General features: G+C 66.0%; 15 protein-coding genes. 7 read left to right on the top strand and 8 right to left on the bottom strand.

Annotated features, from left to right (window positions below):
- Positions 1–11: 11 nt before the first annotated feature.
- The 4 genes from OH491_RS08735 to ispD form a co-directional block, all read right to left on the bottom strand.
- Positions 12–2,417 (bottom strand): circularly permuted type 2 ATP-grasp protein, encoded by a 2,406-nt coding sequence (locus OH491_RS08735; RefSeq protein WP_342750979.1) that lies wholly within the window; start codon positions 2,415–2,417, stop codon positions 12–14.
- Positions 2,418–2,582: 165 nt separating this feature from the next.
- A complete protein-coding gene (locus tag OH491_RS08730; protein WP_068772144.1) occupies positions 2,583–6,059 on the bottom strand; it encodes a DUF2126 domain-containing protein in 3,477 nt (1,158 codons plus the stop codon).
- A 121-nt stretch (positions 6,060–6,180) separates the two neighbouring features.
- Positions 6,181–6,681, bottom strand: coding sequence for a 2-C-methyl-D-erythritol 2,4-cyclodiphosphate synthase (gene ispF, locus OH491_RS08725; RefSeq protein WP_068772145.1), 501 nt, complete (start codon positions 6,679–6,681; stop codon positions 6,181–6,183).
- Between the two features lie 40 nt (positions 6,682–6,721).
- On the bottom strand, positions 6,722–7,441 hold the full coding sequence (ispD, locus tag OH491_RS08720; protein WP_068772146.1) for a 2-C-methyl-D-erythritol 4-phosphate cytidylyltransferase: 720 nt from the start codon (positions 7,439–7,441) through the stop codon (positions 6,722–6,724).
- A gap of 411 nt (positions 7,442–7,852) precedes the next feature.
- Here ispD and OH491_RS08715 point away from each other — a divergent pair, with 411 nt between their 5' ends.
- The 3 genes from OH491_RS08715 to OH491_RS08705 all read left to right on the top strand — a co-directional run bounded on the left by OH491_RS08715 (position 7,853) and on the right by OH491_RS08705 (position 11,988).
- On the top strand, positions 7,853–8,359 hold the full coding sequence (locus OH491_RS08715) for a UvrB/UvrC motif-containing protein (protein WP_068772147.1): 507 nt from the start codon (positions 7,853–7,855) through the stop codon (positions 8,357–8,359).
- Between the two features lie 45 nt (positions 8,360–8,404).
- Positions 8,405–9,391 carry a protein arginine kinase gene (locus OH491_RS08710; protein WP_342751078.1) on the top strand — a complete coding sequence of 329 codons (987 nt, stop codon included), beginning with the start codon at positions 8,405–8,407 and terminating at the stop codon, positions 9,389–9,391.
- Positions 9,392–9,453: 62 nt separating this feature from the next.
- Positions 9,454–11,988 carry an ATP-dependent Clp protease ATP-binding subunit gene (locus OH491_RS08705; RefSeq protein ID WP_068772148.1) on the top strand — a complete coding sequence of 845 codons (2,535 nt, stop codon included), beginning with the start codon at positions 9,454–9,456 and terminating at the stop codon, positions 11,986–11,988.
- A gap of 311 nt (positions 11,989–12,299) precedes the next feature.
- Here OH491_RS08705 and OH491_RS08700 read toward each other — a convergent pair whose 3' ends face one another.
- The gene (locus OH491_RS08700) at positions 12,300–12,557 is read right to left on the bottom strand and encodes a type B 50S ribosomal protein L31 (RefSeq protein ID WP_068772149.1); all 258 of its coding nucleotides are present in this window, start codon (positions 12,555–12,557) and stop codon (positions 12,300–12,302) included.
- Between the two features lie 30 nt (positions 12,558–12,587).
- Positions 12,588–12,713, bottom strand: a complete 126-nt coding sequence (gene ykgO / locus OH491_RS08695) for a type B 50S ribosomal protein L36 (RefSeq protein WP_007360011.1) — start codon at positions 12,711–12,713, stop codon at positions 12,588–12,590.
- Between the two features lie 152 nt (positions 12,714–12,865).
- On the opposite strand from ykgO, the gene smc reads away from it, so the two are divergent.
- Positions 12,866–16,894 carry a chromosome segregation protein SMC gene (smc, locus tag OH491_RS08690; protein ID WP_068772372.1) on the top strand — a complete coding sequence of 1,343 codons (4,029 nt, stop codon included), beginning with the start codon at positions 12,866–12,868 and terminating at the stop codon, positions 16,892–16,894.
- A gap of 338 nt (positions 16,895–17,232) precedes the next feature.
- Here the strand turns inward: smc and OH491_RS08685 are convergent, their stop codons facing one another.
- Positions 17,233–18,666, bottom strand: coding sequence for an FAD-binding oxidoreductase (locus OH491_RS08685; protein ID WP_068772150.1), 1,434 nt, complete (start codon positions 18,664–18,666; stop codon positions 17,233–17,235).
- Positions 18,667–18,896: 230 nt separating this feature from the next.
- Between OH491_RS08685 and OH491_RS08680 the strand changes: the two genes are divergently transcribed.
- The gene (locus OH491_RS08680; RefSeq protein ID WP_068772373.1) at positions 18,897–19,856 is read left to right on the top strand and encodes a phosphoglycerate dehydrogenase; all 960 of its coding nucleotides are present in this window, start codon (positions 18,897–18,899) and stop codon (positions 19,854–19,856) included.
- Between the two features lie 10 nt (positions 19,857–19,866).
- Entirely contained in the window at positions 19,867–20,973 is a 1,107-nt protein-coding gene (locus OH491_RS08675) for an Ldh family oxidoreductase (RefSeq protein WP_342750978.1), read from the top strand.
- Between the two features lie 42 nt (positions 20,974–21,015).
- Here the strand turns inward: OH491_RS08675 and rlmN are convergent, their stop codons facing one another.
- On the bottom strand, positions 21,016–22,116 hold the full coding sequence (gene rlmN, locus OH491_RS08670) for a 23S rRNA (adenine(2503)-C(2))-methyltransferase RlmN (RefSeq protein WP_334319576.1): 1,101 nt from the start codon (positions 22,114–22,116) through the stop codon (positions 21,016–21,018).
- 104 nt (positions 22,117–22,220) lie between these two features.
- On the opposite strand from rlmN, the gene OH491_RS08665 reads away from it, so the two are divergent.
- The gene (locus tag OH491_RS08665) at positions 22,221–22,703 is read left to right on the top strand and encodes a GreA/GreB family elongation factor (protein WP_068772153.1); all 483 of its coding nucleotides are present in this window, start codon (positions 22,221–22,223) and stop codon (positions 22,701–22,703) included.
- The last annotated feature ends 94 nt before the right edge of the window (positions 22,704–22,797 follow it).

Genomic DNA, 22,797 nt, shown 5'->3' with positions numbered 1-22,797 from the left:
CTCGCGCGGCATCATTCGTCATTTGCCGTTGTGGCGTGGGAGAAATAAATCTGGGTGAGGCGGTTGCCCAGGTCGTGGTTGAGGTTTGTGAGCGTCTGCCAGAAGGGAACGGCGGTTGAGGGACGAGCAGCGAAGGCGGTGATGTCGGCGAGGCGGATGATGCTGAGATGGTAGAGCGCGCGGTCGCGAAGCTGCTCGACGGCGCGCGGCGCGGGGTGGGCGGGAAGCGCATCCAGGGCGGCGCGGAGCTGGAGGGCCTGGTAATGGAGGCCGCGGGCGTTTTCGCCTTCGGTGACGAGCCAGCGGAGGACGGACGCGGCATGGAACGCGCCGCGCTCGATGCGGCGGCCGAGATCGAGGAAGTGCCAGGCGGTGTTGCGCGGCAGGTTTTCCGACAGGAGCCCGTCGAGCGCGGCCAGTTGGGCGCGGAGGCCGGCGGCGCCGCCAGACGCGTGCCGGGGTTCGCGGAGGCGGCGCGCAATCTGCCAGGCCTCGGGCGGGAGCCAGGATTTCACGGCCTCGAGGTTGCGGGCGAGGCGGGCCATGTTGGCGGAAAGGCCGCCGGGCTGGGCGGGATCGGCGGCGGCGCGACGGATGAGCGCGGCGCTTTTTTCAGCGGCGGTGTCGGGCGGCGGCGCGGGGATTTGCTGAAGGTGGCAAAGGAGGCGCACGGCGTCGTCGGCGACGGACGGGTCGAGCGTGACGATTTCATCGCGCAGGAGCGGCTCCAGCCTGGCGAGGAGCCGCGCGAGCTGGCCGGAGCGCTCAAGATAACGGCCGAGCCAGAAGAGATCGTCGGCGAGCCGGCTGGGTGTGGAGTATTCGTTTACCGGATACGACTGGCCGGCGCCGGAGGCCGGAACGCGCGGGGAAACGGACCCGGCGTCGGGCGAGTGAAACTCGGGCGGCGCCGGGGCCGGAGCGAGCACCCAGATGTCCTTGGCGACGGAGCCGGTTTGCAGCGAGACAATGGTGTCCTCTCCGGTGGCATTGCAGCGGGCGAGGCCGCCGGGCATGACTTCGTAGTCGCCGTCGTGCCATGCGAGGTGGATGCGGGCGATAAAGGGCATGGCGGTGAGACGGCCCTCGGCCGGATCGAGGCCGGGCGTGGTGCCGAGGAGCACGCGCTCCTGCCCGCACGAGGCCCAGGGACGGAGTTCAATCTCGCGGGCGAGGGCGGCGCGGGCGTCGTCGGAGAGCGCCGGGCCGTAGTGGAGCGGCGCGGCGCCGGGCGCGGGAAAGGCGGGCTTGATGACGAGGCCGTGGAGATTTTCGAGGACATAGGCGCGGGCGTCGTCGTGGCCGCACCACCAGGTGGCGACGCTGGGCAGGGCGAGCGGTTCGCCGAGGACATGGCGGCAGAGCGGCTCAAGGAAGGCGAGGAGCGCGGTGGTCTCGAAGGCGCGTCCGCCGGGAAGATTCGCGATGACAACCGTGCGCGAGCGGGCGGCGTCGATGAGGCCGGGCACGCCGAGCAGGGAGTTTTCCTGGAGTTCGAGCGGATCGCAGAAATCGGAATCGACGCGGCGCACGATGACATCGACGCGGCGGAGTCCGCCGACGGTGCGGAGAAACACGCCGCCGTCGCGCGTGGCGAGGTCCGCGCCTTCGACGAGCGGGTAGCCGAGGTAGCGCGCGAGGTAGGCGTGCTCGTAGTAGGTTTCGTTGGCGGGGCCGGGGGAGAGGATGACGACGCGCGGCGCGGCGGCGGCGGGGGCGTTTTCCCGGGCAAGATTTTCGAGCGAGGCGCGGAAGTGCTGGAAAAAGCGATGCAGGCGCGTGACGGGAGCGCGGCGGAAAACACCGGGCAGCACCTCGCGCGTGATGATGCGATTTTGGAGCGAGTAGCCGAGGCCGGAAGGCGCGTCGAGTCGGTCCTCGATGACCCACCAGCGCCCGTCGGGAGCGCGCGCGATATCGGCGGCGTAGGTGTGAAGAAACGGCGCGGCGTCGTCGTCGCCGGACGCGGGACGGCCGAGGCCCGCGCAGGGGCGCAGGTAGTGGGGATTGGCCATCGCGAGCGCGGCGGGGAGCTGGCCGGAGCGCAGGAGGTTTTGCGGGCCGTAGAGGTCGTTGAGGAGGACGTTGAAGAGGCGGGCGCGCTGTTTGAGCCCGGCGGTGATGCGACTCCAGTCGCCGGCGTCGAGCAGGAGCGGGATAGGGTCGAGCGGCCAGACGTGCGCGTTGGATTCGTCGCCGGCATAAACGTTCATGCTCACGTCCTGTTCGAGGACGGCGCGCCGGCACGCTTCGGCGGCGGCGCGGATGGCTTCGGCCGGATCGGGCCCGAGGTGTTTGAAAAACTCGGCCCATGCGGGGCGCAGCGAACCGTCGGGCGCGCGGCATTCGTCGAAGTGACCGGGCCTTTCCGCGTAAGCGGCGAGAAAGTCGGTCGGCGGTGTGAGGGCGGTGGTCATCCGGCGGAAAGGGTATGGGCTTAATGAATAAACCGCAATGGATGCGAAGGGTGAAAAGAGGTTGAAAACAAAATCATAATATTAAACAGCCGAAACGCGGAGGCACGCGAAAGCGTTGATTTATACATCGGATTATTTTTCGCGGCCTTCGCGGTTCATATAAACCTACGCCAGCTCCGGCGTGCGGAGATCGAGGGTGAAGGGCATGCCGGGCTGGAGGTCGTGGAGCGTCGCGGCCGGCTCACGACCGGGCGTGTGGCCGAAGGCGGCGAAGCGCGCGAGGCGGCGGCTTTCGGCTTCGTAGGAGTTGACCGGGAGCGTCGCGTAGTTGCGGCCGCCGGGATGCGCGACGTGGTAGGTGCACCCGCCGAGGGAGCGGTCGTTCCACGTGTCCACGAGGTCGAACACCAGCGGCGAATGCACGCCGATGGTCGGCTGGAGGCAGCTCGGCGGCTGCCATGCGCGGTAGCGCACGCCGGCCACGCCCTCGCCGTTGACGCCGGTCGGGTGGAGCGGGATGCGGCGGCCGTTGACGGCGAGCGCGAACCGCTCGCCGACGAGGCCGCGCGCCTTGACCTGGAGGCGTTCGAGCGAGCTGTCCACGTAGCGCACGGTGCCGCCTCCGCCGGCCTCCTCGCCGAGCACGTGCCAGGGTTCCAGCGCGGTGCGCAACTCGACGTGGATGTCGCGTTGCGCGAACTCGCCGATGCGCGGGAAGCGAAATTCAAAATGCGGCGCGAACCACTCCGGCTCGAAGGCGTAGCCGGCGCCGCGCAGGTCGCGAAGCACGTCGCGGAAATCGGTCTCGCAGAAATGCGGCAGCAGCCAGCGGTCGTGGATGTCGCCGCCCCACGGGACGAGTTTGTTGCGGTAGGGATCGCGCCAGAATTTTCCGACGAGGCCGCGCAGCAGGAGATGTTGCGCGAGGCTCATGCGCTCGTGCGGCGGCATCTCGAAGGCGCGCATTTCCACAAGGCCGAGCCGGCCGGCGGTGCCGTCGGGCGAGAAGAGTTTGTCGATGCTGAACTCGGAGCGGTGGGTGTTGCCGGTGGCGTCGGTGAGGAGGTTGCGGAAAACGCGGTCCACCAGCCACGGCGGCACGCGCCCGGCGGCGAGCCGGCGGTCGAGCTCGGCGAACGCGATGCCGAGTTCGTAGAGGCTGTCGTTGCGCGCCTCGTCCACGCGCGGCGCCTGCGAGGTCGGGCCGATGAAGAGGCCGGAGAACAGGTAGCTGAGCGAGGGATGGTTCTGCCAGTAGGCGAGGAGCGAGCGGAGCAGGTCGGGGCGGCGCAGGAGGGGCGAGTCGGCGGGCGAGTCGCCGCCGAGGATGATGTGGTTGCCGCCGCCGGTGCCGCTGTGGCGTCCGTCGATCATGAACTTTTCCGTGCCGAGCCGCGTCTGCCGCGCCTCCTCGTAAAGCGTGGCGGTGCGGTCAACGAGCTCGTCCCACGTGGCGCTCGGGTGGAGGTTGACCTCGATCACGCCGGGATCGGGCGTGACAGAGAGTTTTTGCAGGCGCGGGTCGCGCGGCGGCGGGTCGCCCTCGATGATGACGGGCGTGCCCATCGCGGCGGCCGTGCTTTCGATGCCGGCGACAAGGTCGAGGTAATCCTCGGCGCGCGCGACCGGCGGCATGAAGATGTGCAGCCTGCCGTCGCGCGGCTGCACGCAGAGCGCGGTGCGGATGATGTGCGCGGCGCTTTCGCCGGGCAGCGGGCGTCGCGCCGGGTCGAACTCCCGCGGCAGCGGCGGCAGGTCGGGCGCCGCCTCGGGCTCGGCTTCGAGGAGTTGCGGCGCGGGCGGGGCGGAGCCGAAGCCGGCGCCTTGCGCGAAACCGCCCGCGATGGCGTCGGGCGCGCCGCGCAGGAAACGCTGGCCGGCATGCGTGCCGCCGCGTTTCGCCTCGCGGGCGAGCAGCGCGGCGCGCTCGTCGTAGGGAAACGCGCGCGGCAGGCCGGGAAGTTCCTGCATGGGGTCCGCGGGCCACTGCCACGGGTAATCCTTTTCGGCGACCCACGGAATCGAGTCGAGCGGGAGGCGCAGGCCCATCGGCGAGTCGCCGGGGATGAGCCAGAGCGTGTCGTCGTCGCGCAGGAACCACGGGCCCGACTCCCAGCCGGCCACGCCCCCGCGCGTGGCGCGCCGGATGGGCAGCGCGTAGCCGACGGCTTCGCCGAGCTGTTTCTGGAAAATGCGCGCGATGCGTTCGCGCTCCTGCTGGTCCTTCAGGCGCGGATCGTCGCCGGAGACATTCGACGGCAGGCGGCGCTCGCGCCACGCGTAATAAAAGACATCCTCGTATCCGGAAATCAAATACTTCGGGTCGAGCCCCATCACGCGCGCGAGGCGCGCGGCGAGCTCCTTCGCCTCGCGCGGGCCGTGGCCGTAGTCGCGCGACTCGTCGGCGATGAGCGACTCATCGCGCCACACGGGCACGCCATCCTTGCGCCAGTAGGCGGAGAGCGCCCAGCGCGGAAGCGGCTCCCCGGGATACCATTTGCCCTGGCCGTAGTGGAGCAGCGAGCCGGGCGCGAATTTGTTGCGCAGGCGTTTGATGAGCGCGCCGGAGAGGACGCGCTTCTTGTGCGACACGGCGGTGAAGTTCCATTCGGGGCCGTCGGGGTCGTCGATGGACACAAACGTCGGTTCGCCGCCCATGGTGAGGCGGACGTCGTGTTTTTTCAGGTCGTCGTCGATGCGCCGGCCGAGCGCGTCGATGGCGGCCCATTGCTCCCCGGTGTAGGGGCGCGTGACACGAGGGGACTCGGATATGCGCGCGACGGACATTTCGTGGCCGAACTTGACCTTGCACTTTTCAAGGCTGCCCGTGATGGGCGCGGCGCTGGTCGGCTCGGGCGAGCACGCGAGCGGGATGTGGCCTTCGCCCGCGAGCAGGCCGGAGGTCGGGTCAAGGCCCACCCAGCCGGCGCCCGGCAGGTAAACCTCGCACCACGCGTGCAGGTCGGTGAAGTCCTGCTCCGCGCCCGACGGTCCGTCGAGGGATTTCACGTCGGCCTGCAACTGTATCAGATAACCGGATACGAAGCGCGCGGCGAGGCCGAGGCGGCGGAGGATTTGCACGAGCAGCCACGCGGAGTCGCGGCAGGAGCCGCTGGCGAGCGCGAGCGTGCGTTCGGGGGGCTGCACGCCGGGCTGCATGCGGATGACATAGCGGATTTCCCGGCAGAGGCGCTGGTTGAGCGCGACGAGGAAGTCGATCGGCGGCCGCGGCGTGAGGTCGATGGACTGGACAAACGCGGCCAGGCGCGGCGTGGCGCGGCCTTTGCGGCGGTAGGGGGCGAGTTCGGCGGCGAGGGCTTTTTCGTAGGCGAAGGGGAATTTCTCGGCGTAGGGTTCGAGGAAAAAGTCGAAGGGATTGTAAACGGACATCTCCGCGACAAGATCGACGGTGACATCGAAGTGCGTGACTTTTTCCGGGAAGACGACGCGGGCGAGGTAGTTGCTGAACGCGTCCTGCTGCCAGTTGATGAAGTGGCCGGCGGGTTCGATTTTCAGCGAATAGGCCGTGACCGGCGTGCGGCAATGCGGCGCGGGGCGCAGGCGGATAACTTGGGGGCCGAGCGAGATGGGCCGGTCGTAGGCGTAGGCTGTCCGGTGGTGGAGAGCGACGTGGATTGGCATGGGTGGCGGCGGCTTGGTGCAGGAGCCATAAAGCAAATGCCGCGCCGCGCATGCGAACGGGGAAAGGGCGGGGGAGAGCGCTTACGCGGCCGGGCGGAAGGCGCCGCGGACCGGGTTTCGCTTATTCAAGCGGTGGAACACGTTCAATAAGCGCGACGGCGTGGGCGGCGATGGCCAGCCCGCGGCCGATTTCGTCGGTCGCCTCGTTGGTGGTGGCCTTGAGGCCGACACACTCGACGGGCAGCCCCGTGGAGGCGGCGAGCGCGGCCTTCATCCCGGCGAGGCGCGGCTGGATTTTCGGGCGCTCGGCGATAAGGGACGCGTCGATGTTGACGGGTCGCCAGCCGAGTTCGGCGAGAGCGGCGGTGACGCGGCGGAGGAGGACTTGCGAGTCGATGTCCTTGTAGGCCGGGTCCGTGTTGGGGAAGAAATGGCCGATGTCGGGCAGCCCGGCCGCGCCGAGGAGCGCGTCGCAGATGGCGTGCGTAAGGCAATCGGCGTCGGAATGGCCGTCGAGGCCGAACCCCGCCTCGGGAAACGTCACGCCGCCGAGGACGAGTTTGCGCCCGGGCGCGGTGGTCGTGCGGTGGATGTCGTAGCCGTGGCCGATGCGGAAATTCATGGGATTAGGCGGGGCTGCCGTCTGCCCCGCGGGGCTCACGCTAGGGCGCGATGCCGTCGTAACGCGCCTCCTCGTCGGCGATCCGTTTGAGCGAGGCGTCGATGAATTCGAAATAAGAAAGGTCCGCCGGCGTGGTGAGCTTGGGATTCGGATGCGGGTTTTCCAGCAGCGCGACGGGGTGCGCCAGCAACTCCACGGCGGCGGCGTCATCGGTGATGGCGAGGCCGCGCGTCATCACGCGGGTATAGGCACGGGTGATGAGGTCGCGGTCAAACACCTGCGGCGTTTCCATCGCCCAAAGGCGCGAGCGGTCGAGGGTTTTCAGGAAGCCGGTGTCGGCGTGCTGCTTGATCGTGTCGGTGACGCGATGGGCGAGAACGACGGCGTGCTCGCGGCGGACGATTTTGTGAAGCGCGACGAGTTGTTCGGGCCGGATAAAGGGCCGCGCGCAATCATGGATAAACACATGCGCGATATCGGCGGGCAGCGCCTCCAGCGCCGCGGCGACGGAATCCTGCCGGGTGCGTCCGCCCCGGATAAAGATCGACGGCGTGGGCGCGTAGGCGGAGAGCTCGGTGAGCTGGCGCTGGTCGCGGGTGGTGATGACATAATAGTCGGCCACCCCGCTTGCCATGAAGGCGGCGACGGAACGGGCGAACAACGGGCGGCCGCCGAGCGGGGCGAGAACCTTGTCGTAAACGACGCCTTGCATGCGTTTGCCGCTCCCGGCGGCGAGAAGGATGGCTGCGGTTCGGCTCATGATTGTAAAAGGCTGAAGGACTGTGGCAGGTTCGCCCCGGCACGCAAGGGCGGAGATGGCCTCACTGCGCCACTCTGTCGCTTTGGCGCATGGACGGCCGGGCGATTCCGGCACACTGTGCCCGGCACCATGCACGCCGGGCCGCTCCTTTGCGCAGGGAGAATGCCAGTTTTTTTGTAAATTAGGTGTGGCATGCTTGGTGCAAACCCGGATGATTCATACACGATAAACCAACACCCGACTCAACCATCCGAAGCGGCGCCATGTCGCATCCATTTTCGCCATCGACACGTCTTCCACTTGCACTCTCTTTTCATCACCCATTCCACCACGCCGTCCGCAACTCCCAAACGAACCGATCTTTTAGCATTGTCCCGCCACCATCCTCGACGAACGTGATATATTCCCATCATGGCCAGCCCTCTTAAATGCAATCTCTGCTCGAAGCCCGCCACGGTGCACCTCACCCAAATCGTTAACAACAAGGTGCACAAGGTCGACCTGTGCGAGGAATGCGCCCAGGCCAAGGGTGTCACCGATCCCACCGGATTCTCGCTGTCCGATCTCCTCCTCAAGGCGTCGCTCAACACCGAGGGTTCCGACACCGGTCCTCGCTGCGAACAGTGCGGCTTCACCCAGAACGATTTCAAGAAGACCGGCCGCTTCGGCTGCCCGCATTGCTACGAGACCTTCAAGGCGCTGATCGAGCCCATGCTCGACAACATGCACAAAGGCACCACCCACACCGGCAAGGTCCCGCAAAAGGCCCTCGCCCGCAAATCCCTCTACGACCGGCTCACCACGCTCGAACTCGATCTTTCCGAGGCCATCAAAACCGAGCGCTACGAAGACGCCGCCCGCTACCGCGATGAAATCAACCAAGTCAAACAAGCATTCGGGGAAAAGCCCGCGGAATAACAAACCCGCCACCATCGCCTCCCTCCTCGCCACGCCCTCGGGCAGATTGTCTCGGCTGCCGCCGACGAGCAACGCGCGGCCATCCTCGAGACCTGCCGCGAGGCCCTCGCCGCCACCGCGCCGCTCAAGCGCGCCGCCCAGGCTTCCATCGACGAACTCAGCGAGCTCGACCGCCAGATCCTCGTCGAGCGCCACCTCATCAGCCGGGAGCTCAGCGGCGCGAAAAACGGCTCCGGCGTGGTCATCAGTCCCGACCAGACCATCTCCGTCATGATCAACGAGGAGGATCACCTGCGCCTTCAGGTCCTCCGCGCCGGGTTCCAGCTCAAGAAAGCCTGGGCTGCCATCGACGCGCTCGACACCGCGCTCGAGGACTGCCTCGACTACGCCTTCTCGCCCACGCTTGGCTATCTCACCGCCTGCCCGACCAACCTCGGCACCGGCCTGCGCGCCTCGGCGATGATGCACCTCCCCGCGCTCGTCATTTCCGGGCAGATGGAAAAAGTCGTGCGGGCCGTCAACCAGCTCGGCCTCGTTGTCCGCGGGCTTTTTGGCGAAGGCTCCGACGCCTCCGGCAGCATCTTCCAAATCTCCAACCAGACCACGCTCGGCGAATCCGAGGACACCATCATCAAACGCCTCGGCTCCGTCCTCCACTCCATCATTGAGCACGAGATCAACGCCCGCGCCCGCCTCGTCGAGAACGACGCGGCCAAGCTTCAGGACAAGATCGGCCGCGCCTATGGCATCCTCCAGCACAGCCATCTCCTCACCTCCGGCGAGGCCATGAATCTCCTTTCGCTCGTGCGCCTCGGCGCCGACCTTGGCTACTTCCCGGAGGACAGCCGCTCCCTCGTGGACCGCCTTTTCATCGAGGCCCAGCCCGGCCACATCCAGCACGTCTCGAAGAGCGACCTCGATCCCGCCCAACGCGACAGCCGCCGCGCCGGGCACCTCCGCACCGAGTTCGCCGCCTTCCCCGCGCCCAATTTCCTGAACGGCGCGGACGCAAAGCCGCAAAACGACAACTAAGGGGCGACCCAAGAGGGAAACCTCGGCGCATTTGCTCCTTTAATGTTAATGGAAAACAATTTATGGAACCAATGAATAACTTCACACCGCGAGCCCAGCAAGTTCTCGCCCTCGCGCGCAAGGAAGCAGACCGCTTTCACCACAACTACGTCGGCACCGAGCACATCCTCCTCGGCCTCATCAAACTCGGCCAAGGTGTCGCCGTCAGCGTCCTCCAGAAAATGGGCCTTGATCTGGAGACCGTCCGCGGCGCCGTCGAAAAACAGGTCGGCACCGGCGCGGAAGCCAAGACCGCGGGCAGCATCCCCTACACGCCCCGCGTGAAAAAAGTCCTCGCCCTCGCCGGCAAGGAGGCCAAGGCCCTCAGCCACTCCTACGTCGGCACCGAGCACATCCTCCTCGGCCTTCTCCGCGAAGGCGAAGGCGTGGCCGCCCGCGTCCTCAAGTCCCTCGACATCGACATCGAGCGCACCCGCAACGAAATCCTCCGCGAGCTCGATCCGCAGTTCTCCGGCGGCTCCTCCGCCGGCGAAAGCGGCACGCCCGAGGAAGCCGGCGCCGGTTCGCCGCAACGCCCCGGCGCGCAAGCCGAGGACAAAAAGGAGGTCAAGACGCCCGCGTTGAAAGCCTTCGGGCGCGACCTCACCGAACTCGCCCGCAAAGGCGAGCTCGACCCCGTCGTCGGCCGCAAGAACGAGATCCGCCGCGTCGTCCAGATCCTTTGCCGCCGCACCAAGAACAACCCCGTCCTCATCGGCGAGGCCGGCGTCGGCAAGACCGCCATCGTCGAGGGGCTCGCGCAGGAAATCGCCAACGGCATCGTTCCCGAAATCCTTCTCGACAAAAAAGTCATCACCCTCGACCTCGCCCTCATGGTCGCCGGCACCAAGTATCGCGGCCAGTTCGAGGAGCGCATCAAGGCCGTGATGGACGAGATCAAGCGCGCCAGGAACATCATCCTCTTCATCGACGAACTCCACACCATCGTCGGGGCTGGCGCGGCCGAGGGCGCGATGGACGCCTCCAACATCTTCAAGCCCGCCCTCTCCCGCGGCGAACTCCAGTGCGTCGGCGCCACCACGCTCAACGAATACCGCAAATACATCGAGAAGGACAGCGCCCTCGACCGCCGTTTCCAGTCGGTGAAAGTCGAGCCGCCCTCCATCGAGGACGCCATCACCATCCTCAAGGGCATCCGCGGCAAATACGAGGAGCACCACAAGGCCGTCTTCACCGACAAGGCCATCGAGGCCTCGGTCAAGCTCTCCGACCGCTACATCACCGGACGATTCCTCCCCGACAAGGCCATCGACGTGATGGACGAGGCCGGTTCGCGCGCCCGCATCGCCTCCTTCACCCGCCCGCCCGACATCGAGGAGCTCGCCAAGGAGATCGAGACCGTCTGCGCGCAAAAAGAAGAGGCCATCGCCAAGCAGCACTTCGAGGAAGCCGCCAAGTTCCGCGACAAGGAAAAGCAACTCCGCGCCAGGCAGGAGGAAATCACCGAAAACTGGAAGAAGGCCCGCGAGGAAAAACGCACCACCATCGACGAGGACCTCATCCTCCACGTCGTCGCCGACTGGACCGGCATCCCGCTCTCCCGCATGGAGAGAAAGGACACGGAAAAACTCCTCGGCCTCGAAACGGAAATCCAGAAAAACGTCATCGGCCAGGAGATCGCCGCCAGCGCCATCGCGCGCGCCCTGCGCCGCTCCCGTGCCGACCTCAAGGACCCGCGCCGCCCGATCGGCTCCTTCATGTTTGTCGGCCCCACCGGCGTCGGCAAAACCGAGACCGCCAAGCAGCTCGCCGCGCAGATGTTCGGCAACCAGGACGCGCTCATCCAGATCGACATGAGCGAATACATGGAGAAGCACGCCGTCTCGCGCCTCATCGGCTCGCCCCCCGGCTACGTCGGCTACGACGAAGGCGGGCAGCTCACCGAGGCCGTGCGCCGCAAGCCCTACGCCGTCATCCTCTTCGACGAAGTCGAGAAAGCCCATCCCGACGTGCTGCAAATCCTCCTGCAAATCCTTGAGGACGGCCGCCTGACCGACTCGATGGGCCGCACCGTCGATTTCCGCAACACCATCCTCATCATGACCTCGAATGTCGGCGCCGCTCTCCTGCAACGCCAGACCTCGATGGGTTTCGCCGCCGCCGCCGACGGGTTCTCCGACCACGAGCGCATGCGCGAAAAAGTGCTCGAGGAGGCCAAGCGCATCTTCAAGCCCGAGTTCCTGAACCGCATCTCCGACATCATCTTCTTCCGTCCCCTCGACAAGAACGACATCACGAAGATTGTGGACCTGGAGGTCGCCAAATTCGCCAAGCGCCTCGTCGAACGCAAAATCACGCTCGAATTCACCGACGATGCCAAGGTGCTCCTGGTGGAAAAAGGCTACGATGAGAAATACGGCGCCCGCCCGCTCCGCCGCGCGGTGGAGCACTACTTGGAAGACCCGCTTGCCGAGGCGATCCTGAAAGGGGACGTCAAGGACGGCGAAGTCTGTCTGGTCGGCCGCAACGGCGACAAGCTGGAGTTCAAGCAAAAGGAACCCCGCCAGCCCGCGCCCGACAGCGAGGTGAAGTCGTAATCGGATTCCCCGTCGCAGGGGCCGTCGCTTACGACGCCCTTGCGAACGGCAATCCCTTGGATAACTCTCCCGAAAAAACTGTCACCCTTGACCCGGGATCGTGCAGGGACGCCTCGCCCTGCCAAAATCTGCTTTTCCGGACATTGGCATGAGGGCGGCCGGTCGAAGAGCCGGGGCGAAGAAGAGGCACGCAAGGTGGCACATCAGGCAATCTGCGCCGCGTGCAGCCAAGCTCCCGATAAAAAAGCCCTCCCGTTTTTCGGGAGGGCTTTTCGTTCGTTCGAAAGAATGATTGGAAAAACGAATCTCGCTCAGGCCTTGGCCTTCGTGCCGCGGCGGAATTTCGTTGTGAATTTCTCCACGCGACCGGCGGTGTCCACGAGGCGCTTCTCGCCGGTGTAGGCGGGGTGCGAGTCCATCGTCACATCGCGCACGATGACGAAATAGTCCACACCGTCGATGGCTTCCTTGCGCTGCGAGCGCATGGTGGACTTGGTGAGGAAACGCTTCCCGGTGGCGACATCGAGGAAGCAGACATTGTTGAGAACGGGATGACCTTCGGCTTTCACGGCGTTTATAAATTTATATTGTTAATAGACTTAGCCCTGGCGTGCTTTGTAGCGGGGGTCGGTCTTGTTGATCACGTAGATGCGCCCCTTGCGGCGGACGACCTGGCAGTCAGGATGACGCTTCTTGGCGGACTTGATGGAGGAGACGACTTTCATAAAAAGGGACCAAAACACCGTTCCGCCGCGCCCCTGTCAAACGAATTGTTCCGCGATTTTCGCTCGTGGAACAGCTTGTGAACAAGTCGGGAATAACTCGCACATTTTTGCATTTGCGCCGTTAAACCGACGCCACTCAATTGGCGGGCTTCATGTATTTAAAGGCACTCAAGCTGCACGGTTTTAAATCTTTTGCCGACCCCTCCACGCTGCGTTTCGAACCCGGCGTGACCGCCGTCGTGGGCCCCAACGGCTGCGGCAAGTCCAACATCGCCGACTCCATCCGCTGGGTGCTCGGCGAGCAGAGCGCCAAGGCGCTGCGCGGCGGCAAGATGCAGGACGTGATTTTCGAGGGCGCCGACACCCGCAAACCCGCCCAGCTTTGCGAGGTCTCGCTGCTCCTCACCGATTGCGAAAAACAGCTCGGCAGCGAATTCCACGAAATCGAGATCATGCGCCGCGTCCACCGCGACGGCCAGGGCGAGTATTTTTTCAACGGCCAGCCCTGCCGCCTCAAGGACATCCACAAGCTTTTCATGGACACCGGCATCGGCCGCACGTCCTATTCCATCATGGCGCAGGGCCAGATCGACCAGATCCTCTCGTCGAAGCCCGAGGAACGCCGCGCCGTGTTTGAGGAAGCCGCCGGCATCACCAAATACAAGAGCCAGCGCCGCGAGGCCCTGCAAAAACTCGCCCTCACCGACACCAACCTCGCGCGCGTGGCCGACGTCATCGGAGAGGTCGGCCGCCAGATCGGCAGCCTGCGCCGCCAGGCCTCGAAGGCGCTGCGCTACAAGAAACTCAGCCACCGCCTGCGCCACCTCAGCCTCGCGCACAGCGGGTTTCATCACGGGCAGATCAGCGCCACGCTCGCCGGCCTCGAGGAGCAGGTCATCAAGCTCCGCGCCGCCGCCGAGACGCGCCGCGTGCAGTTCAGCCAGCAGCAGGGCGACCTTGAGGAGAAAAAAGCCCACCGCTCGCGCCTCAATCAGCGCGTGCAGGACGCGCAGCAGGCGGTCTTCGACTTGCGCTCCGAAAAGGAGCAGGTCGAAAACGCCGCCAACCTCTCCCAGATCAAACGCACCGGCCTGCTCGAGCGCATCGAGTCGTCCCGCGCCAGCCTCGGCGAACTCGAAATGCAGCTCCGCGAACTCTCCGAGCAGGTCGATACCGGCGCGCAGGACAAGCAGCAGCAGCTCAACCTCCTCGGCAGTTCCGACGCCACCTTCCAGAACCGCAACCGCGAGCTCGCCATCGTCGAGGGCGAGTTGAGCAAGCTCGAACAGGAACTCCAGCAGTCGAAGTTCCAGCTCCTCACGCTCGAAAGCTCCGTCGCGCGCCTCCGCACCGATTGCTCAGGCTACGAGGTTGACCAGAAAACCTCCGTGCACCGCCACGATTCGCTCGTGCAGGAGATCGAGGGCGTGCGCCAGCAGCAGTCCGCCGCCGCGCAGCAGGCCGCGGAGTTCGACGCCCGCGTCGAGGAAACTCTCGCCGCCAAGGCCCGCGCGCACCAGGAAACCAACGACGCGCAGCAGGCCATCACCGACCTCACGCGCGCGTTTCGCGACGCGCAGCGCCGCCTCCAGGAAATCGACCGCCAGCTCGCCCAGCGCACCGCGCGCCTGAAACTCCTCCAGCAGCTCCATGAAAAAATGGAGGGCTTCGGCGAAGGCGCGAAGGCGCTCCTCCAGGGCCGCTACGACGAAGTGCTCGGCGGCGCGCGCCCGGTCTCCATCACCGACGACCTCGTCATCGCCCCCGAATACAGCCGCGCCATCGAGGCCCTCCTCGGCGCGACCGTGGAGGCGGTCGCCGTCGCGGACCTCGACACCGCGCAGAAAATCCTCGCGCGCCTCGAAGCCGACCAGGCCGGCGGCGTGTGCCTCTACGTCGGAAACCAAACCGCCGCCGCGTCCGAAGCCCCGCCCTCCGCTCCCGATGCCGGCGCGCTCCCTGCTTTTCTCACCCCCGTCTCCTCCATCCTCAACACGCCCACGCCGGCCCATCCGGCCGTCGCGCTTCTCTCCGCGTGTTACATCGCCGACGACATCCACGCCTTCCTCGACTACTGGAAAGCCAGCCCCGCGTTTCCCTTCCTGGCCGTCGCCACGCGCAAGGGCGAGGTCGTTGACCGCCGCGGCCTTGTCACCAGCGCTCCCGCGAAGAAAAACGCCAACAGCATCCTCCAGCGCGAAGTCGACCTGCGCGAGACCGCCAAGGCCCTCGCCGACGACCAGAAGCTCCACGACGACCAGAAGACGCTCTGCGACGGCATCAACGCCCGCATCGCCGAGGCCGAGGCCACGCTCGCGCAAAAACGCGAGGAAGTCCTCGCCGTCACCCAGCAGGTCGCCGCCACCCAGGCCGAGCAGCGCAACGCCCAGCGCGCCCTCGAGGACATCAACAACCGCCTCCGCCGCATGGAAACCGAGGTCACCGGCGTCGAGGCCGCCCGCAACGAGGCGCAATCCCGCTGGGAAAAGGCCCAGGCCGAGCTTGCGCAGGCCGACGGCGCCCTCGCCCAGGGCCGCGAGCGTATCCAATACCTGGAGACACGCATCACCGAGGTGCGCACCGACCGCGACGTGAAGCGCGAAAGCCTCGCGCAGGCCCGCCTCGAGCTCGCCGAGCACCGCCAGAAGGTCGAGGTACTCGACCGCGGCATCGCCGACATGGAGCGCCGCCGCGGCCAGATCGGCGAGCTCCTCGTGCAGCGCCAGCAGGAGATCGAGTCGTGGACCGCGCAAATCGGCGAGCTCGAGATGGAGGCCGACGGCAAGCGCGCCCGCTCCGCCCATATCGCCGAGAGCCTTGTCGTCGCGCAGCAGCAGGTGGAGCAGATCCGTATCCAGCTTGTGGATATCGAGCGCCGGATCAACGAGGTCGAGTCCACCCAGGACGGCCTTCGCAATGAAACGGAAAACGCGCACAGCGAGTTCAGCAAGTGCGAGGTAAAGCTCGCCGAGAGCCGCGCCCGCGCCGAGTTTTTGCGCGAGGAGGTGGAGCGCGAGTTCCAGGCCGACATCGGCGCGATCGACTGGCGCCGCATGCTCTGGCGTTCCGACGACGAGCCCGAGGGACTCAAGCCCCTCGACCTCGACGATGACGAGGACGAGGAAAATGGAAATGGCGTCGAATTCTCCGTGGCCGGCGAGCCGGCCTCCGAAACCGAATCAGCCTCCGAGGACTCACCCGCCGCCGAGCCTGCCGCTGAAGGCGAGGCGCCGGCTGAACCCGCCAACGAAGGACTCGAAGCCGATGGAGGGACGACCTCCGTGTCGTCCGTCCCCGACTCATCCGCCCCAGCAGCCGACACCGCCGCCGCATCCGCCGAGCACCAGCCCAAGCGCCGCGGCCGCAAGCCCAAGTCCCGCCAGAAAGGCGAGCCGACCGAGGAAGACCTCGCCGCGCTCGACGGCACCAACTGGGAGCAGGTCCGCGCCGACATCGACGCCCTCCGCAAGCGCCTTAACAGCATGGGCGCGGTGAACCTCGTCGCCATTGAGGAATACGCCGAGCTCAAGCAACGCTACGACTTCCTCAAGGGCCAGAACGACGACCTCACCAACTCGAAGGCCGAACTCCTCAAGGCCATCGACGAAATCAACGAGACCTCGCAAAGGCAGTTCGCCATCACCTTCGAGCAGATCAAAAAGAATTTCGACTACACCTTCACGACGCTTTTCGGCGGCGGCCGCGCCGCGCTCGACCTTGTGCAGGCCGACGATCCGCTCGAGAGCGGCATCGAAATCACCGCGCAGCCTCCCGGCACGAAACTCAAAGGCATCACGCTTCTCTCCGGCGGGCAAAAGACGCTCACCGCCGTGGCGCTCCTCTTCGCGCTCTACATGGTGAAGCCCTCGCCTTTCTGTCTGCTCGACGAACTCGACGCGCCGCTCGACGAGTCGAACATCGGCCGCTTCACGAACCTGCTCAAGCGCTTCGTGAGCGACAGCCAGTTCATCATCATCACGCACAACAAGCGCACCGTGGCCGCCGCCAGCGCGATTTATGGCGTGACGATGGAGGAGCGCGGCGTGTCGAAGACCGTGTCGATGCGTTTCAACCACGAGCGCGGCGAGGCCGAGGCGACCACCGAAACCATCGCCGACGCCGTCCGCGACGCGAAGAAAGCCATCACCAACAAAACCGCCGGCACGCCCGCCGGGGCGTGAGGCCGGTCGCCGACGGAAGCCAGACTTTTGATGGAGGGCCGAGCTCCCGCGAGGCCGTCGCCGGAAAACGCAACGCATAACCGCGACGGCCTCGCGGGAGCTCGGCCCTCCATCAGTCGCGGGTCCGAAGGAAACCATTAGACCTCTTCGGAAAATCATAATTGCACAGGGAATTTCAGTATGCGCGGGTTGAGTGGCACGGGCGTCCCGCCCGTGGGTTTGGTGTTTTCCCGGCGAAACACGGGCGAGACGCCCGTGCCACTCAACCCGCGCTTCCGTTCGGTCAGGCCCTGCGGAGCATCAAGCGGCCCCGCCGCCGTTCATGCTCCGGCTGGCCGTCACTTGTGATCCCACGGCAGGTCGATCTTGAGGCGCGGGTGCTCCCATACCTTGAAGACCTCGAACATCTTTCCGGGATTCAAAATCCCGCGCGGATCGAGCGCGGTCTTGATGGCGCGCATGGCCTTGATTTGCGCGGGCGAATGCTGGATGCGCAGGAAGGGAGTCTTGGCGAGGCCGATGCCGTGCTCGCCCGAGATCGCGCCGTCGAGCGCGACCACGGTTTTCATCAGTTCGCCCACCGCTTTCTCGGCGTGCAGATACTCCGCGTGATTGTCGCGGTGATACATGATGTTCACGTGCAGGTTGCCGTCGGCCAAGTGACCGAAGGTCGGGATGGGCAGGCGCGAACTGGCGCGGAGGCGGTCGAGGGCGCGCGCGAATTTTTCGTAGTTGCGCAGCGGCACGACGATGTCCTCGTTGAGCTTCGAGTCGCCGAGCGCGAACATCGCGCCCGAGCACTTGCGGCGCACTTCCCATAACTGCTCCGCCTCGTCGCGGCTGGCTGCCTCGCGAAAGGCCGACGCATGGCTTCGCGCCCACGCGAGCACGGTTTGTTTTTGTTCCGCCAGTTCATGCACCGAGCCGGCCAGTTCCAGCAGGATCACCGGACGGCCCGACTGGCCATCGAACACGGAGCGGCCGGTTTTTATTTCGGCGCATTGCACGCTGTGGCGGTCGAGAAACTCGCAGATGGCCGGCTGCACGCGCTGCGAGAACAATGCGCGCGCCGCGCCGAGCGCCGTGACCTCGTCGGCAAACGCCGTCAGCAGCGTCCAGCGCGCGGGAGGCAGCGGAATGAGCTTCAACACCGCCTCGGTGACGACGCCGAGCATGCCCTCCGCGCCGATCCACAAATCGCGCAGATTGAAGCCGGCGGAGAATTTTTTTGTCGCGCGGCCCCACTCGACATATTCGCCGGTGGGCAGAAAGCCTTTCAGCGCGAGCACGAAATCGCGCGTGACGCCGTAGCGGCCGCCGTGCATGCCGCCGGCGTTGCACGCGATGTTGCCGCCGATCGTGCAGTATTTTTTCGAGGCCGGATCGGGCGGATAAAACCAGCCCGCCGCCTCCGCCGCCGCGTGGATGTCGGCGATTTTCGCACCGGCCTGCGCATGGCACATGCCCGCGTCGGCGTCGATTTTGATGCGCCGCCAGCGCGAAAGATCGAGCACCCAGCCGCCCCGGACCGGCGAGCCCGAGCCGGTCAGCGACGAGCCGCCCCCGCGCACGGTGACGGGCACGCCGTGCCGGTTGGCCAGCGCGAGCACAGCGGCGATGTCGGCGCGGGCGCGCGGCCTGACCACGGCCTCGGGCGGAAAGGCGAGCTTGCTGCCGTCGAACGATGCGCGAAAGAGCGCGTCGTCCGCGACGGAGACGCGAGTTCCGAGCCGGCGCCGCAACGCCCGGGTGGCCGTTGAAAAGTTCTTCATCGATTTGAGAGGAAGCAGAAGCGGGATTCACTTTGCAAAATCCAATCACAAAATAAAACACCCGGCGCGGCCCCGCCTATTTCCCATAAAATTGACTCGGCCGTTCAGTCCTCAAGTAATCGTGTCCTTAAATTTTGGAAGTGCATTATGATGATGGCAAATGGATTATTATTGGGTCTGCCAGTTTTTGCTTCCAAATCCGCCGTTATCTGCTTGCCTCGCTTCTCCCCATGACGACACGCGTCCTTTTAACCACCACCTCATTCCAAGACACGCCCGGCGCGCATCACGACATGCTCGCCAAGCTCGGCGTTGAAGTCGTCCGCGAACGCGGCCCGCTGCCCGAATCGCGCATGCTCGAGCTCGCCGGGCAGTTCGACGCGTTTCTCTGCGGCGACGATGCGATCACCGCCGCCGTCATCGACAAGTCCCTCCCGCGCCTTCGCGTCATCAGCAAATACGGCATCGGCCTCGACAAGATCGACGTCGCCCACGCCACCGCGAAAAAAATTCCCGTCCTCTTCACGCCCGGCGTCAACCACACCACCGTCGCCGAGCACACTTTTCTCCTGCTTCTCGCGCTGGAGAAAAACCTGCTCTTTCATACCGATTCCACGCGCTCCGGCGGCTGGAAACGCAAGACCGGCCACGAGCTGCTCGCCAAGACGATCGGCATCGTCGGCCTCGGCCGCATCGGCAAGGAAGTCGCCATCCGCGCGCGCGCCTTCGGCATGGAAGTCGTCGCGTTTGACGTGTATTGGGACGAAGCCTTCGCCGCGCAGCACAACGTCCGCCGCGCCGCCACGAAGGAGGAGATTTTCCAGACCGCCGATTACATCTCGCTGCACACGAATCTCACGCCCGAGACGCGCGACATGATCAACGCCGCCACCATCGCCACGATGAAAAAAGGCGTCATCATCCTCAACTGCGCCCGCGGCGAAATCGTGCACACCGCCGACCTCGCCGCCGCGCTCGACTCCGGCCATGTCGCCGGCTACGGCGCCGACGTGCTCGATGCCGAGCCGCCCCCCGCCGGTCATCCCCTGCTCAATCATCCGCGCTGCGTGATCACGCCGCACATCGGTTCGCGCACCTACGAAAGCGTCGTCCGGCAGGCCTCCTGCTGCATCGCAAACTACAAATCCTTCCTCGAAGGCAAGATCGTCAACCAGGCGAACAAGTTTTAGGCAATTACGAATGACGAATTACAAATTACGAATTATACAAACACTTCGCCGCGCGAAACGTTTCGTCGCCGCCGCCTACCGGCATCGCGGCTTCCATGCCGACGAAGCCGCCGAGGGCGCGCGTTTCTGCGCCGAGGCCACCCGCCACGGCATCCGCACGCACAACGCGATCAAGGCGCTGCATCTCGACCACCTCTTCGGCTCCCACGCGGGCGGCTGCACCCCCGGCGCGCAAATCGAGGAAAAACCCTCGCGCTTCGCCGCCGTGAAAATCTGGAACGCGAACAAAAAACTCGGCCAGGCCACCGCCTACCGCGCGATGGACGCCGCCATCAAACTCGCCGACCAATACGGCACCGGCACCGTCGCCGTGGACAACGCCTTCCACTATCTCTGGGGCGGCGGTTACGTGATGGACGCCGCCCGCCGCGGCTACATCGCCTACACCAACTGCACCGCCGCGCTCGCGGAAGTCGTCCCCTTCGGCGGCAAACACCCGACCCTCGGCACCAATCCCCACTCGTGGGGCTTCCCGACTACCGGCGCCATCGGCTTCCCCATCGTGATCGACTGGGCCACCTCCGTCGTCGCCATGGGCCGCGTGCAACAGCTTCTGCGCGAAGGCAAACAACTCCCGCCCAACGCCGCCGTTGACGCCGACGGCAACCCGACCACCGATCCCGCAAAGGCGAAGTCGCTCGTCCCCTTCGGCGCGCACAAAGGCTACGGCCTCTCGCTCATCAACGAACTCACCGGCGGCCTCATCGGCGGCTCCCTCCCGACCATCCGCAACCGCTGGACGCTCGTCGGCGAAGGCGACAAAGGCACCTGCTGCTTCTATTTCCAGGTCATCCATCCCGAGGCCGTCAGCGGCGGAGCCTTCGCGAAGGGCCGCACGCAGTCGCAGAACCTGAAGGCGGTCATCGAGGACGTCCTCGGCCACGGAAACGAGAAGTGCATCCTCCCCGGCCAGATCGAGGCGAACTTCGCCAAAAAAACCGCCGAGGCCGGCGGCCTGCTCTTCAGCAAGGCCGAAATCGAAGCCTTCAACGAACTCGCCACCGAATCCGGCCAGCCCCTCTGGGACATCGCCGCCTTCAAGACCGTCGAGTTCTAAGCGGCATCTGCTGTATCAGGGATTCAATTCACTGACGCGCGCCTATTCACGGCGCGCGTTTGTTTTGCGGGCCTCGTCTGCGCCGGCGATGGGATCGCCTTCAGATTCCTCCGCCCGTTCGCGCAGTTGCCCGCAGGCGGCGTCAATGTCGCGGCCACGAGGCTTGCGGAAATGAGCGACCACGCCGCGTCCGCGCAGCGCCGCCAGAAACGCCGCCGCCGCCTCGTCGGGCGACGGCTCGTAGGCGCGCCCGCTCAAGCCCGCGCCGGTCGGATTGTAGCGCAGCAGGTTCACGTGCATGCGCCGTCCCTCCAGCAAATCCGCCAGCCGCTCCGCCTGCGCGGGCGAATCGTTCACCCCGCGCAGCAGGCAATACTGGATGATGGGGATGCGCCCCGTGCGCGCCTGGTGCGCATCGGCCGCCGCGAGGATTTCCTCCACGCGAAACCGTTTCCCCTGCGGGAGGAGCATCGAGCGAGTCTCGTCGTCCGGCGCGTGCAGCGACACCGCCAGATGGACGTTCAGGCCCGACTCCGCCAGCCGCCGCATCCCCGGCACAATGCCCACGGTGGACACCGTGACCTGGCGCCAGCCCAGCCGCCCGAGCCGGTTGTCCGCGATGCGTCGCACCGCCTCCAGCACCGCGTCGAGGTTCAGCATCGGCTCGCCCATGCCCATGAACACCACCGTGTGCAGCCGCCGCTTCGCCGCCAGCGCCTCGCGCCGCAGCGCCAGAAACTGCGCCACCATTTCCCCCTCGTCCAAGTTGCGTTCGAAGCCGGTCCGGGTCGTCGCGCAAAAATCGCATCCCATCGCGCAGCCCACCTGCGACGAGATGCAGCCCGCCGCGCGCTCCCCGCGAAAATCCGGCATCATCACCGCCTCGACCGTGCGCCCGTCGCGCAGCCGCAACAGCAGTTTCACCGTGCCGTCGTCCGCCTCCTGCCGCGCCGCGACCTCGCCCGCTTCGGCGCCCAGTTCCGACTCGATGCGGCCGCGCAGCCCCGCCGGCAACGCCAGCGCGTCCCAGTCCGCCGCGCCGCCGCCCTCGTAATAGGACGCCAGCAGCCGCGCCGCATGCGAAGGCTTGAAGCCCCACGACGCGATGAGGGCCTCGAAACCCTCGATGGAAAAATCGGACAACGCCTGCTGCATACGCCACCCATGCGCGGCTTTGCCGAAAAAGAAAACCGAAAAGAAACCCGGTTCTTGCGCCCGGCCCGCCGATTCCTTGCCTTGTTCACCACATGGACAAAACACCCCTGCGCCGCGCCATCATTGGGCAACTCCAGGCCGACCTCGACGTGCAGACGCGCGCCGCGCTCATGGCCCGCGAGGAAGCCACGCATGACGAAAGCAGGGCCACGAGCAAATACGAGACTCATGGGCAGGAGGCCGCCTACCTTGCCGGAAGCCAGGCGAAACTCGCCGTCGAGATCCAGGAAAGCATCGCGCTTTGGAATTCGCTGCCCCTGCCTGATTTCGCGCCCGACGGCGTCATCGACATCGGCGCGCTGGTGGCGCTCGAGTCGCGCCCGGGCCGGACGGTCTGGTATCTGCTCGCCCCGCGCAGCGGCGGCATCACCGTCGGGCTGGACGGGCGCGAGATCACGCTCATCACGCCGCAGTCGCCGCTTGGCCGGCAGCTTCACGGACGGCGCATCGGCGCCGTCGTCACGCTTCCCGGCCGCACGGGCGCGCAGCCCCACCGGGTGACGATGATCGAATAAAAATCGGACGTGAAGGCTCAATCCGCGCTTTTGCCCGGACCCTCCCCATTTTGCGTTCCTTTCGCTTTCAGCCTTTTATTTTACCGGGAATCCC

It is taken from the genome of Termitidicoccus mucosus (assembly GCF_038725785.1).
GTDB classification, from domain to species: domain Bacteria; phylum Verrucomicrobiota; class Verrucomicrobiia; order Opitutales; family Opitutaceae; genus Termitidicoccus; species Termitidicoccus mucosus.
Note: the sequence above shows the minus strand (reverse complement) of the source record. Positions and strands in the feature narration are given on the sequence as shown.